At 65.1% G+C, this 14,153-nt stretch carries 8 protein-coding genes; 1 reads left to right on the top strand and 7 read right to left on the bottom strand.

All coding sequences use genetic code 11. The features are described from left to right. The first annotated feature begins 224 nt into the window (after positions 1-224). Positions 225-4,748 carry a DNRLRE domain-containing protein gene (locus tag BJP65_RS06425; protein ID WP_181015997.1) on the top strand — a complete coding sequence of 1,508 codons (4,524 nt, stop codon included), beginning with the start codon at positions 225-227 and terminating at the stop codon, positions 4,746-4,748. Positions 4,749-4,775: 27 nt separating this feature from the next. Here the strand turns inward: BJP65_RS06425 and BJP65_RS06420 are convergent, their stop codons facing one another. The 7 genes from BJP65_RS06420 to BJP65_RS06390 form a co-directional block, all read right to left on the bottom strand. After that, positions 4,776-6,476: a glycosyl hydrolase gene (locus BJP65_RS06420; protein WP_070408588.1), complete on the bottom strand. Its 1,701-nt coding sequence runs from the start codon at positions 6,474-6,476 to the stop codon at positions 4,776-4,778. Positions 6,477-6,579: 103 nt separating this feature from the next. Then, entirely contained in the window at positions 6,580-8,592 is a 2,013-nt protein-coding gene (locus BJP65_RS06415; RefSeq protein ID WP_070408587.1) for an acyltransferase family protein, read from the bottom strand. Positions 8,593-8,735: 143 nt separating this feature from the next. Beyond that, positions 8,736-9,806: a glycosyltransferase family 4 protein gene (locus tag BJP65_RS06410; RefSeq protein ID WP_070408586.1), complete on the bottom strand. Its 1,071-nt coding sequence runs from the start codon at positions 9,804-9,806 to the stop codon at positions 8,736-8,738. Beyond that, the gene (locus BJP65_RS16775) at positions 9,803-10,618 is read right to left on the bottom strand and encodes a glycosyltransferase family 1 protein (protein ID WP_181015996.1); all 816 of its coding nucleotides are present in this window, start codon (positions 10,616-10,618) and stop codon (positions 9,803-9,805) included. Before BJP65_RS16775 ends, BJP65_RS06410 begins: the two co-directional genes overlap by 4 nt. 350 nt (positions 10,619-10,968) lie before the next feature. Further along, entirely contained in the window at positions 10,969-12,120 is a 1,152-nt protein-coding gene (locus BJP65_RS06400; protein WP_070408584.1) for a glycosyltransferase, read from the bottom strand. Positions 12,121-12,131: 11 nt separating this feature from the next. Next, positions 12,132-13,064: an NAD(P)-dependent oxidoreductase gene (locus BJP65_RS06395; protein ID WP_070408583.1), complete on the bottom strand. Its 933-nt coding sequence runs from the start codon at positions 13,062-13,064 to the stop codon at positions 12,132-12,134. A 5-nt stretch (positions 13,065-13,069) separates the two neighbouring features. Next, the gene (locus BJP65_RS06390) at positions 13,070-14,071 is read right to left on the bottom strand and encodes a GDP-mannose 4,6-dehydratase (RefSeq protein WP_070408582.1); all 1,002 of its coding nucleotides are present in this window, start codon (positions 14,069-14,071) and stop codon (positions 13,070-13,072) included. Positions 14,072-14,153 lie beyond the last annotated feature (82 nt).

The raw sequence follows: 14,153 nt of genomic DNA, 5'->3' as shown, positions 1-14,153 counted from the left end.
CCCCAAATGGCTATTGTGGAGAATGTAATTTTATGCTGCCTATCGAAATTCTGAGTTAGCTGAATTAGATTGACCGTTGCGGCGCTCGGTTGGGTTCCGCCTCGGATGCTGCGATGCGTTCGTGCCAGCTTCGGGTACACGGAGTCCGAATGCGCGTCACACGTTCTGGATCGCGTCACAATTGGGCGATGGTAGTGGCCTCGCTACTAGCCTGTGCCGTCATAGTGGCCGACCTGGCTGTCGCGGTTTCTCCTGCGAAGGCCGCCGTTCGTGCCAATGTTCCGGTTAGCGCCAGCCACCCGCGAATCTTGGTCGCGAATGAAGGCGAGTTTGCGACCATCCGCTCCAACGTCGGCAAGGATGCCGCGTCGGCGAGGCTGCAGAAGGACGTTCTGAACTCTGCCAACTATCAACTCACGCTGCCCGTCGTATCGTACGACTTGCAGGATCCGAGCAGCACGCTGACGACGCCGAAAACGCTGGTCGACCGCGCATACACCTTGACCATGGCCTGGCGCCTGACGAGCGACGCGAAGTACATGGAGAGCCTCTGGAAGAACCTCGACGCCGCAAGCAGATTCCCCGACTGGAATCCCAAAAATTTCTTGCAGACGGCGGAGATCGCGAATGCTTTCGCGGTCGCCTACGACTGGGGTTACAGCTACTGGACCGACGCGCGGCGCACCACGCTTCGCAACGCAATGCTGACCAAGGCCATCCGGCCGGCCATCCCGATGTACGAGTCGCCACAGGACTACCCAGACTCTTGGGTCCCGGCAACCCACAACCGCAATGTCGTCGGCAATAGCGGCGTCGGGCTGGCGAGCCTCGCCATCGCCTCGGAAGACACGAGCGGAGATGCTCAGCGAGCTCTGGGCTACGCGGTCGAGTCGATCAAGAACGGTTTGACGGGATACCTCGCCGACGGTAGCTACGCCGAAGGGCCAATGTACTGGGAGTATGCCACCGACTACGCCGTCACCTTCCTGAACGCTCTGAAGACGGCGACTGGGTCGACCCAGGGCCTGGACGGAATCGGCGGGATCGCTCGCAGCGGTACGTTCATCCGTGACCTGATGAGCCCATCCGGTGACACCTTCACGTTCGCCGACAGTGACACGGCCGTCTTTCCCGCGCTGGGGTTCTCGGGCCTGGCACGCCTGACTGGGGACTCATCACTCGAGTCGATGGCGGCGGGGATGGAGACGAGCCGCAAAGCGGCGCAGCGGCTCGTCTGGCGCAACCCTGCGGTTCCGGTGCTTGCGCCCGAACAACAGTCCCGACCGAGGGTCGCAAATTACCCGGACGGCGGAGTGGCGACGGTGCGCGGAGACACTACCGACGTGCGTGCCCCATTCGCTGCGCTGCGCTACGGCGGGGATCCCACCGTCGGCCACCGGCACGTCGATGCGGGTGATGTGATGGTGTCTGTCGGCGGGGTCACCTGGGCGGAGCAACTCGGCCTCGATCGCGCCAGCTATGACGCTCGCGGAAATGGTGGGGCCGTCTCCGCGCGGTGGAATTATTACCGCAACAGGCTCGAGGGACACAACACACTTACGCTGGATCGCGACTCCACCAACGACTTCCGAGACGCGCCGGGCGGGAGCCTGTCGTCATCCGGCACGGGGGCCGCAGGATCTTTCGCCGTGGCTGACCTGAGCGCGGCTCAGGGAGCAGCCGCGGGGACGTGGCGACGAGGTGTGCGAGTCCTCCCCACCTCGCAACAGGTAGTCCTGCAGGACGAGTTCACCGCCCCCGCCGGTGCGACGGCGCGGTGGGGGTTGCACACGTCCGCGCAGGTCGAGATCACGCAGTCCGGAAGATCGGCCGTTCTATACAAAGACGGTCAGCGTCTCCTCGTCGAGCTTTCGGCTTCGAGTGGAATACGTCTCCGCGCCACCCCGGCAGTCCCTTCCGCGATCTCGCCGCGGCCGGAGCAGGAAGAGAACACAGCTGTCACCAAACTCGTGGTCGATGTTCCTGGCGGATCGTCGCAGACCGTTGCTGTGACGATGACGTTGCTGGCGCCCTCGGCGACCACCGCCTCACGCGCCGGCCAGGTCGTTGCCCTGACCGCCTGGGGAAACTCCCCCGAGGCGGCCGTGCAGTTGTCGCGGCTGACGGTCGACGGGGCAGGGACCCAGGGGTTCGCCGCGAGTCGGCGCAGCTATACGATTCCGCGGGACCCGGCGCTTTCGGCCCCAAACATCGTGGCACGTAACGCCGCTGGAGGCGCGGTTCCGATCAGGGCCACCACGTCGATGCCGGGCTCATATCTGGTCGGGAGTGACCTGGCCACCGGCATCCTGGTCACATTCGTTCCGGAACTCACCAAGGTCAAAACTTCGACCGCTTCCTCGACGACGCGGGGGACACCGGGCGCGGCTCACGACGGCAACGAGTCGAGCGGCTGGGCGACATCCGGCGTGCAGTACATCGAGCTGACTTTCCGCGGCCAGATCGACGTCAACAAGTTGGACATCCTTTGGACGGCCAACTCGTCGCGGCGCATCGATTACCGGATCCTCGTGCCCAAGGACAGTACGTGGATCGCGGCCGCGTCGGGGAGCTATCGGTCGGCGTCAGGGTGGTCATCGAACACGATGGATTCGCCCCCGCGGACGTCGAAAATTCGTGTCGAGGTGTCCGGCGACCCGGGAGGCGACCGCACCTCCACGATCCGTGAGATCGCCGTATCCGGATTCCGCGGGACGCCGGCGCCGGCGAATCTCATGCCCGGTGCATGGAGTGTAGGGCTCACCGACGGCGTGTCCTCACTTGCGGTCGATGAGTGGGCTCCCGTCAGCGCAACGGTGAGCGGAGCGGCGGCCAACGCTCAGATCGAGGTGGTGTCCGGTAATCGCGGTGTCGCTCGCATCGAGGCAAAGGGTGCCGTCGGGGTATCCCCCGGATCGACCGTGCTCGGCGCGTATGCCCGGGTGGGTAACTGGGAGTTTCCCTCTCAGCCCCGAGAGCTTGCTGTCGTCGCGTCGCAGGCGCTGTCGCTACGGCCGGTGCAAGACACGTTCGTGGAGGGAGGAGCGAGCGCTGCCAAGAATTTCGCTCGCGCCGACCGGCTTGACGTGAAACCGACCCTCCCCGCGACACCCGCCGACGGAACTCGGGTGCGCACGAGTCTGCTGCGTTTCGATCTGTCGGGCGTCGACACCGCGCGGGTCGCGAGCGCCGTTCTGGTACTCACTAGTGTGATCGCCGATGGGGCGAGCGGGGATGCTGTGCGGGTCGATGCGTATCGGCCGGCGAGCACCTGGAGCGACACGGGCGTGACATATCAGAACCGTCCCGCATTCGGTGCTCCGGTGGGGAGCACACTAGTCACGCGACAGAGCGGTGAGTCGCGCCTCGATCTCACTGACGCGGTCAAGAAGACTCAGAGCGGGCAACTGTCGGCCTTCGATCTGGCGCTGGGCGGCTCCGCTCCGGACAACGCCGCGCTTATGGCACGTTTCGGTAGTTCCGAGTCATCGACTCCGCCCCGTCTCGAGATTGTCTTGGCCCCAGCGAAAGCGACGGTGTCGCGATCGGCGGCCACAGCGACCCTCCGGGGGACGTCGGCGGCGACGCACGATGGATCGACGTCCACGGGGTGGGCCGGTCGCGGGGGCGCCACCGTCACTTGGGTTCTGCCCCAGACGACGCTGCTGAGGACGGTGCGTGCCGCGTGGAGTCCCGATGCGAGCCAGCGGGTCAGCTTCAAGTTGCTGACGTCTCTGGATGGGAAGAGCTGGAACAACGAAGGCACGTTTGCGTACAGCGGTGGTCAGGGCACAGCCGACTATTCGTTCAAGTTCTCGCGCAAGGTCGCCCAGGTTCGTCTCGAACTCGTCTCAAGCTCGTCGACCTGGCAAGCCGTCCTTCGGGAGGCGGAGCTGCTGTCGCCGGGCTCGGCTCCCGCGGCACTGCCGGACCGGCTCTTCGCCGATGCAACGGTGTCGGTGCCCCCGAAGATTCCGATCGGGCAGACTGTGGGTGTGCCCGTGAAGGCCGTCGATATCACCGGCGCGACGGTCGATTCGGCCGGCGCGACGCATGTCTCCGACGTCCCGTCAGTCGTCTCAGTGGGTGCAGACGGGCGACTCACCGGGCGTGCAGCGGGGGTGGCGACCGTCACGACGACGGTCTCGCAGGGCCCGTTGTCTCGCACCTTCACCAATTCGGTGACGGTCTACGAACCAGGTCTCTTTACGCTCCGCACCGACGGGGACACCTTTACACAGGGCGGCTCCACGACGAATACACTCCTCGGCGGTCTCAACCGGCTCGACGTCAAACCGCGATCCCCTGGGTCATCTGCGGATGGAGCAAATGTTCGAACCTCTTACATGAGCTTTGATCTCACGGGTACCACCCCCGCGTCGACGAAGTCCGCGGTGCTTTCCTTGTACGGTGCCCTTATTGACGACCCCAGTCGCACCCAGGGCAAGGTGGATATCTATGCGGTGTCCGGGTCGTGGTCGGAGTCGACCACGACGTATGCGAATGGACCCCAACTCGGCCAGCGCATTGCATCCTTCACCGTGACACGCGAATCGAAGACGTGGAAAGTTGATCTGACCGACTACATCAAGAAGCTCCCCTCTGGCACAAAGCGCATCTCGATCGCCCTCGGCGGCACAGTAGCCACGACGCCGGAGGCGCTCATGTCGCGCTTCAGCTCGAGAGAAGGGGGAGAGGCGACCGCGCCGACTCTCGTGATCCAGGAGAACGTCACCGGGAGCGGGTGATTACTTGCTCTTGGCGGCGAGGCTCTCTCACCGCGAGGTCTGTGACTCGTCGATGAAGATTGGTTGGGTTCCGACGTCGAGGTCGGTGCGCCCGGGGGTGAGGTTGCGGATCTTCTCCCCGGTGAAGGTGGTGACCGTCGTCCGGTAACCCGGACGGGCGGTGACGGGTACGGTCGTCGTTGGCGAATCGTCGGCGGCGAAGGCCGCATTTTCCCAGAGCACCCGTCGGATCGAGCCGTCCCCGGCGGTGAAGACGAACTCGGACACTCCCGGTGTGGGCGTAGACGAGGAGCTGAGCCGGTAACCGGCGAGCTGGCGGATGAGATACGAGGCTGCCGCCGCGGTGATCTTGGGCTCGAAGGCGGAGACAGAGTGCGTGGGCTGGCGGAATAGGCCGAAGTTTGCCTGTGGATCCGTGAGGTCGGTGCCGTCGTCTATGGCGTCGTACCACACGACCTGTGACACCGCGGGGAGGGATTTCAGAGTGACGAAGATCTTGACGAGCCCAGCGGCAGCCTGTTCTTGCGTGCCGACCCTGCTCACGTATTGGTGAGGGGGCGCAACCGCAGTATTCGACAGCCCTACTTCGCTCACAATGATGGGCTTGGAAACGCCCCCGTTGTGCTTCTTCACCAGGTCGTCGAGGTGCGTGATGCTCTGCCGGAGTGTGGCTGTGTCGCTCGAGTACCCGTGTGTCGAGATGAGGTCGCAATACCTGAGGCCGCCGGCGTCGATGAACTCCTGGAACCACGAGATCGGAGTCCCGGCCGTGTCGCCTGCCACGATCTGCACGTCGGGGTGGGCGGCTTTCACTCCCTGGAAGACCGCCCGGACGAGAGCGGCGTAACAGGTACCGCTCTGGCACGAACTCGTGTTCCTCTTGGGGCGGTTGAATTCGTTCCATACCTCGACCTTGTCGATGTTGGGGTTCGCGTCGAGAACGGTGTTGATGTAATTCACGTAGCCGGCGCGCGCCTCCGCCGATCTCGGCGGTGACATGGCGTCGTTCATGTCCTGGGGGTAAGCCTTCGGATTGCCGTACCCCGCGACGAGCATCATGCGCAGGTTGTTCTTCTGCGTCGCGGTCGACAGCGCGGAGGCGAAGTCGGGAACCGAGTAGGAATCGCGATCCGACTCGACGTTCTGCCACGATGTCTCATCCCGGATTTGTGAGAACCCTAGGGAGGTGACGAGCGGCAGGGTTTTCGCGAGTGGCCACGTCGTAGATGCGAATGATTGTTTGCCCCAATGGGTGGCGACGGAGAAGAAGGGATCCTGCGCTGCCCGGGTGGGACCGTTGACGAGGAAGTTCGTCGTGACCTCGCCGTTTTGGTCCGTCGCGACGAGGGAGTACAGACCCGAAGAGGGCACGCGCGGATGGAAGGTGGCGGCTGGGGAGCTCGGTTCCGTGCCGGACGCGGCGACATGTCCCGACGGTGTTCTGACCGTCCACTGCAGCGTACCGTCGTAACCCGCGATTGTGATCTTGACGTCTCGGGTGGTCGCGAAGACGAGCGACTGGTTCGTTACTGAGATGGTGCTAGAGGGGGAGGTCGCCCCTGCAGGGGCTTCCTGCTCGTCCGTCGCCCAAAAGGTCGCGGCCGCGATAGCCGCAACCATCACGCCGGCGATTACGGCGCCGACGGTGTACTTGTGCGCAATCATGGTGTCGCCTTCCTTCAGCGGTGACAGTAACTCGCGCGTTCTAGCGAAGACTGTGTCGGCCATTAGCGTTGGCGACGTATCTGGTTCAAGCTCTTCGGCTGCCGGTGTGCCTCAGCGCGCGGCCCGCACTGGCCCGCGAAGACCTGTCCTTCGCTCCCGTACCCGGTCAGGGGATGATCGCGTCTAGAGCCACGCCCAGCGGCCTCGACAGTTGCGCGCTAAAGGTCGCCGTGAGGTGATGCGCGTCGCGGTAGACGAGTGTGTCCCCAATGATCGGTTCGCACACGTCCGAGCAGAGAAAGTCCGTCAGGTCGATCATCGGAACGCCTTCCGAGGATGCGGCGGCGACCTCCGAGTCGCGGACGTCGGCGCGGAGGGCTTCGTCGCGCGACAGGCCGCATTGCGCCGTGTCGTTGAGGTGCGCCGATAGGCAGATCGAGGGGGTTTGCCCCAGGTTCGGGGTATCGGCAATGACGGCGACGGGCGTCGAGATGTTCGACAGAGTGGATGCCAACGCGGCACCCCACGCCCGGGGATAGGTTGTGTCGGGTCCGACGTCGATCGTGGCCGTTCCGTAGTTTGCGATCAGAACGAGCGCCGGTTCCTCGATCGCGATCCGGTCGAGCACGGCCTGACGCCACTGGCTGCATTCGCTGTACGGGACTCCGTCGCGAAGCACCGTCGCGTCCACGGACGGGCACGAGCTCTTCGTGTGCACCTCGACTGCGTATCCCTTGTCAGTGGCCCATCCCTGGAGAGCCGGGAACCACTGAGCCGCGTGAGAGTCTCCGAAAAGCACGATTCGCGGCGCACTGGCGTCCCCGTACACGCAATCGGCGGGGGCGGTCTGGGCGAAAGAGCGGTGGCATCCGTCGGGGTAGATGCGGGGCTGGTCCGAAGAGGCCTCCCGGAGCGAAGGGCGGAGGTTCTCCGGCACAAAGGCGGTGAACGACGGTGGGGCCATCATTTCCACCATCTCCACGGACCGCGGCTCGGAGAGAGGCTGGGTCTCGCTCACCGCGTACGCCGCGGTCGCGACCAGCGTCGCCGCAAGGGATGCGCCCAGCGCCGCCCACAGTGTCCGGCGAGGACGAGCTTTCGCCAGCAGACTCCACCCTCGCGCGGGATCTTCCACGAAGCGGTAGAGGAGCCAGGCCACGGGCACACAGGCTGCCGCGATGAGGAGCGTCGCCCACAACGGGAGCGGATGGGCGTAGCCGACCGCGGCTTGCGGGATGACCAGCGCCGGCCAGTGCACCAGGTACAGCGAGTAGGAGATCGCTCCGATGAACATCATCCCTCGCAGCGAGAGCAGATTCGTCGGACCATACCGCGTCGGGGTAGCACCGGCGAGGATGACAACGGCGGTCGCCAGCACGGGGACGGCTGCCCAGTAGCCGGGGAAAGGGGTCTTCGACGTGAAGAAGAAGACAGATACAAGGAGCCCCGCAAGACCGATCCAGCCGGCGGCAGCGGCCGTGCGCGGTCCCCAGACGTGAGTGCGGTGATGCAGGGCGAAAGCCACCAGGCCTCCAACGCCGAGTTCCCAAGCCCTGGTGGGGAGGGAGAAGAACGCCCAGGGCTGGAGCTGGAAGGTCAAGAAAACGCACCCGACGAACGACACGATCACGAGGGCGACCAACACAGCCCCGAGCGCCTTTCTCGACCGCACGAACATCCATCCGAGGGTCAGCAGGAGAGGCCAGATCAGGTAGAACTGCTCCTCGATCCCGAGCGACCAATAGTGCTGGAAAAGCGACGGGGTGCTCTCCGCGAGGTAATTGGTGCCGTCGAGGGCGAAGAGAAGGTTTGGAACGTATAGAGCCGTGGCGACGGCACCCCTCCACACCTCCTCCATGAGCAGAGGCGGGAACCAGATCAGCGCCGCGACGACCGATACAAGCAGCACGAGGAACGAAGCGGGGAGGATGCGGCGCGCCCTCTTCGCGTAAAAGCTCGCGAATTGGACGCGCCCGTGGCGCTCGAGGCTCGTCAGTAGGTGCGACGTGATGAGGAACCCGCTGATGACGAAGAATATGTCAACCCCGACATAACCCCCGGTAAGGAAAGGGACGCCGGCGTGGTAGAGAACCACGGCACCGACGGCGATCGCTCGCAGACCCTGAATATCGCCCCGGAACGTTCTCGGGTTTTGGAGTGCCACCTTTTCCCCTGTCACCTGCCCGAGTTTATGCGGGCCTCGTTGCAGCTTGACCTACTCGGCTGCCGCCATCCATATCCTCGTCGGTACCGAGAGTGAAGCTCACGCCGTGTGAGTTCGGAGCGGGCATCCATCTGTACACGACGTGTTCCGCAGTGTGGTCAATGGGTGCCTCTCGAGCCCGCCCTCGACAAAACGGCGGTGCTTGCCGCAGTTACCGACTCCACGGCCGACGTGATCGTCAAGGACTCTGCATTCGACCGCACGTGCGCTGATACGAGCGCGTGGAACGCGTCATCCGTAGCGAGACGCGAGATGGTGGTCCGCCACCGACCAACGTCGGCAGGGTCGAGGACCAATTCCGCGCGCAGAGTCTCGTCGGTGTACAGCATGTCGGCGCAGCCGAAGGCATCGGAGAGCACGACGGGGATGCCGAGCATCGCCGCCTCGACCGCACTGCGGCCGAAGGCTTCGCGGCTCGATGTGCCTACATATGCCCGCGCTAGGCCCCAGATCTCATCCCGTGCGCGCCAACCACGCACGTCGACATTGCTCGGGGCTCGGACGCGCGTCTGCTCCTCGAGCGGACCGGTGCCATACATGACGCCGGGGGCGTCGACACCCGCTAGAGCATCGAGGAACAGGTCGGGGTCTTTGTCGGCGGAGAAGCGCGCGGCCCACACGATTTCGTTGGCGCCCTCGGCTGGGGCGCCGTCTCCGATAGCCGGCGGAACCAACCCCGGGGGGACGAGTCGGTCGACGCCGCCGCCGACTTCCGCTGCCAGGACGCGGGTCGTGGACCAGACCTCTCGTGCTCGCGACAGGGCGAGCTTCTCCAGCGCCCGCCACACCGTCGACTTGGCCCGCGAACTCTCGCCGGCGGCCGGCCACGGCAGACCACGGAGATACGCGACCCACTCGCGCCGCGATAGCGACAGGGCCATGTCGCTCTGCGGGGCCATGCTGACGACGAGATCGGCGTCGCGGAACTCGGGACATTCGCGTAGCAGGCGGAGCAGGCCCACCACCCCGGCGACGCCTGAGGGCTCCATCTCGAGTTCTCGAATGCCGTCCGCGCTGGTGGCGGAGCCCGCTGCCCTGCGCGAGACGCCGATGACAGCGGTCCAATCAAGACCCGCTGCGCGCGCCGCAGTAACCAGCTCGATAGTCGAGTTGTAGACGCCGCTGCGTGCGATGAGGGGGGCGGCGACGAAGCAGAGGCGGGCGCTCAAGCGGAGGCCGCCTTGTGCAGGACCGCGAGGACCTCGTCGCCCACGCGCTCGTCCGTGCGCAGTCCGGGGGTACGTGCCGCGTTCTCGGCGAGCCTCTGTCGCAGTGGTCGATCCTCGACGAACTTGACGATCGCGGCGCTCAGTGAAGCGACATCGCGCGGGGTGAAGACGAGCCCGTTCTTATGGTCGGTAACCCACTCGACGGGCCCGCCCTCACCCGACACGATGGTGGGCTTGCCTGCGCTCAGGTACTGCAACACGTTCTGACCGAGGGGTTCGGCACGCGTCGACGCCTGGATGCAGACATCCAGAGTTTCGATGGCGCCCGCGACGTCGGACGTGTGACCAGCGAACTCGACACGATCGGCGATACCTAGGTTGCGGGCGAGGTCACGCAGCTCACGGTCGAATGTCTCGTGACCGAAAGCGGGGCCTCCGTAGAAGACCAAGGTCTGATCGCCCGTCGCGCACGCCTGCGCGAACGCTCGCAGAACCTGCTCCTGGCCCTTCCACGGGTCGATGCGGGCGACCATGCCGATTCGATCGACGCGAGGACGAGTGTTCACTGACTCGACCGCGACGGGATTGAGCCCTGCAGGACTGGGGATGACGGCGATGTTGTCCGTACGGACAGCGTCCTTCACCGTGTCCAACGACGCCCGAGAGTTGGCGATGACCCCGGCGGCGCGGGGAAGAACGAGCCGGCGCATGAGGAGGGCTGCGGCCGAGCCGATTGCCTCGCTCCTGATCAGGTCGCGAATGTGCACCACGAACGGCTTTCCGAGCGCGAGGCCCGTGATGGCCACGTACACGCTCGCACGTGTGGTGTTGGCAACCAGGACGTCCGCGTCGCGGACCTGGCGGTGGGTGGCGAGAGCAAGTCCCGAACGGAGGATGCGCGCCGCGAGACCGACGTTGGCGCGGAGGCCGGTGCCGTGCTCCTTCCGTGCGGCGTGCCGCGGTCCGCTGCGGATCATCGACACACCCGAGGGGAGACCCGAGGTGAACACGTCGTCACCGGCAGACGATGATGGCGGAAGGGCGACCGTCGCGCGCCACGGACGTGGAGGCCTCAGCAACCGCAGAAGAGCAAACTCGGCGCCACCCGGTTCGTCAGAGTGGTCCACGAAGACGGCCTTCAAGGGAGCCATTGAACTGTCTCTCATGAGTCGGGGTGCACGCGAGAGGGAGCTGAGTCCGCGTCCAGGCGTGCGATCTCGTCGCGCAGGCGGCGGGCGAAGTGCTCCTCGGTGAAGAAATCGGCGTGCGCGCGGATCGCGTCGTCGTCCCACTCCGTCGCCCGCGACTTCTCCACGGCGGCCACGACCGCGGAGGGAACCGGCTCGTCGAAGTACACTCCTGTACGTCCTTCCGCGATCGTGTCGAGGAAGCCGCCCCATCGCAGGACGATCGACGGCTTGCCGTGAGTGGCGCCCTCGATCGGAGTCAGTCCGAAGTCTTCGTAGCTCGACGACACGACGGCCGTGCAATGAGCGTAGAGCCACTGGATCTGGCCGTCCGTGAGGTTCTTCACCATGACGACCGAATCGCCGGCGAGACCGGAGAGTCTCCGCTCCTCAGGACCGGTGCCGACGACGACGAGCGGCAGTCCCAGGTCGTTGAACGCGTTGATCACGACGTCGACGTTCTTGTACGGCAGGAGGCGGGAGATGCAGAGGTAGAAACCGTTGCCCGGGGAAAGGGGACTGAGGTCGACGGGTTCGTGCGGGATGGTCTTGTCGACGGTATGCGGAGCAGGCAAGACCTCCGAGTCGAGACCATATGTCTCCTTGATGCGTTGCTGAACCACAGTCGAGATAGCGAAGTACTTCGTGGCCGAGCGGGCCGCGCGGAGGTCCCAGCGCTTCAGGAAGGGCGAGAGCGCCCGGAGCACGACGGACGCGGGGGTGAGTCTGGACGAACCAAGGTAGGCGTCCCGCTGGTAAAGCCAGCGTGCGGGCGAGTAGCAGTAGACGACCTTCGACCCGCGGGCGCGGAAGCCGTGTGCCCACCCGCTTGAGCTGACGATCGTGTGATCGGCATCCACTTTCACGCGGGTCGACGCCCAGGCGAGGAACGGCAAAGCCAACCGGTGCGATCGACGGAGGAAGCCCACGCGATTCAGGGGCGAAGTGAGGATCGTCGATGCGGCGAACTCGGGGTAGGTCGTGCTCGGCTCGTACAGCGTTGTGTACACCGGCGCTGAGGGGAAAGCTCGCTGAAGGGCGAGGACCACCTTCTCCGCCCCGCCGCGCTGCGTGAGATAGTCGTGCGCGATCGCGACATGGTCCGTGCGCTTGGATGTTTCACTCATGGTGAGGTCCTTCAGGGGTTGGAGGACTCGGACGGGGTGGGTGCGGCTGCGGAGACATAGTCCCGGATCGACTGGTCCCAGGGGACGGCCGGAACCCAGTCGAACTCGTCTTGGAATCGACGAGAGTCACCTGCGATCCTTGCGGGATCGTTGGGTCGGACTCGGGCGGGATCGACGACCGTGGTCGTGTCTTCGCGGCCCAGTGCGTCAGAGATCACGCGGAGGATCTCCTCTCCGCTGCGCGGTACCCCGGTCGAGATGTTGTACGTGTCGTGCTGGTGTTCGGGAGCCATCGCCAAGGTCAGGTAAGCCCGGGCGACGTCGCGGACATCTGTGTAGTCACGCTGCGCCAGGAGGTTTCCCGTCTCGATTGCGTGCCCGGCGGGGGCCGCGCGCACGGCGGCGGTCAGGTCGGGCACGATGAATCCGCGCCCCTGTCCCGGCCCAATGTGATTGAAGGGACGGACGACCACCGTGTCCAAGTCGCGCTGGGCGTAGTAACGGGCCTGCTGCTCCACGAGCAACTTCGCCACGACGTAAGGACTGGTTGGCGAGGTCTCACACCCCTCGTCGACGGTGCCCGAGGCCAGATGGGCATAGACCGCCCCCGAACTGACGACCACCGTCCTCGGGCGCGCCCCGGCGCCGAGATAGAACTCGCCCAGATTCGTCATGATGCGGCTGTTCACCTCGAGGTACCGCTGGGGATGGGTGAACGACGGGCCGACCGCCGCAAGCCCGGCAAGATGCACGATCGCGTCGACCTCGTCGCGGACGGGCCATTCATCGGCCAGATCGACGGAGACGTATCGCTCGACGTGGGGCGCGATGCTGGGAGAGGGCTCGGACTCACGTCCGATCGCCCAGACGGTGTGTCCGGCCTCCGCGGCGAGTCGGACGACGTGGGAGCCGACGAACCCGTTTGCCCCCGTGACGGCGAGCACACGACTCATGATCGTGCGGCCCGCGCCTGCTCCTTGAGGTCATGGGTCACCATGCGCTCCACCAGCCCAGGGAAGTCGACTTCGCGACGCCACCCCAGCTCGGACTCGGCCTTGGCGGGGTCGCCGAGGAGGATGTCGACCTCAGCGGGCCGCATGAACGCCGGGTTCTGGACGACGTAAGGCTTCCAGTCATCCACGCCGATCTCGGCGAATGCCAACGTGAGGAACTCCTCGATCGAGTGGGTCTCGCCAGTAGCGAGGACGAAGTCGTCCGGTGCGTCGTGCTGCAGCATGCGCCACATACCCTCGACGTAGTCGCCGGCGTAGCCCCAGTCTCGCTTCGGCCAGAGGTCGCCTAGCTCGATGTGGGTCTGCAAACCGAGCTTGATTCGCGCCACAGCGTGCGTGATCTTGCGAGTGACGAACTCGACTCCGCGTCGCTCGCCCTCATGATTGAAGAGGATGCCGCACGAGACGTACATGTCATAGCTCTCGCGGTAGTTCTTGGCGATCCAGTGGCCGTACAGCTTCGCGACGCCGTATGGGCTTCGCGGGTGGAACAACGAGTTCTCGTTGTACCCGGCCCCCGGCCGGTTGTAGTCCAAGCCGCCGAACATCTCAGAGGTGGATGCTTGGTAGAAGCGTGTCTTCGAGGCGCGGCCGGTGACACGGACGGCCTCAAGAGCATTCAAGACACCCTTCGCCGTGACGTCGGCCGTGAGAGTGGGGTTCTTGAAGGAGTACCCCACGTGACTGATCGCCGCGAGGTTGTACAGCTCATCCGGGTCGCTCTGCTCGACGGCGCGGATCAGGGACGTGGGGTCTGTGAGATCCCCTTCGATGAGGGTCGCGAACGGGAACTCGCGGTGGAAAGCTTCTCGTCGAGGATTGTTCTGGCCACGAATGAGGCCGAACACTTCGTACCCCTTCGAGTGAAGCAGCTGAGCGATGTGCCCGCCGTCTTGGCCTGTAATCCCCGTCACCAAAGCACGGCGAGATTCAGTCATATTTCTCTCCAAGATGTCGAGGTCTTTGCCTACTCGTCGACGGGCATCGACCCGACGGCTTCCTTCACGGAAGTTTTCGAGG

It is taken from the genome of Microbacterium sp. BH-3-3-3 (assembly GCF_001792815.1).
Taxonomy (GTDB): Bacteria; Actinomycetota; Actinomycetes; order Actinomycetales; family Microbacteriaceae; genus Microbacterium.
This window is presented reverse-complemented; position numbering and strand designations above follow the sequence as displayed.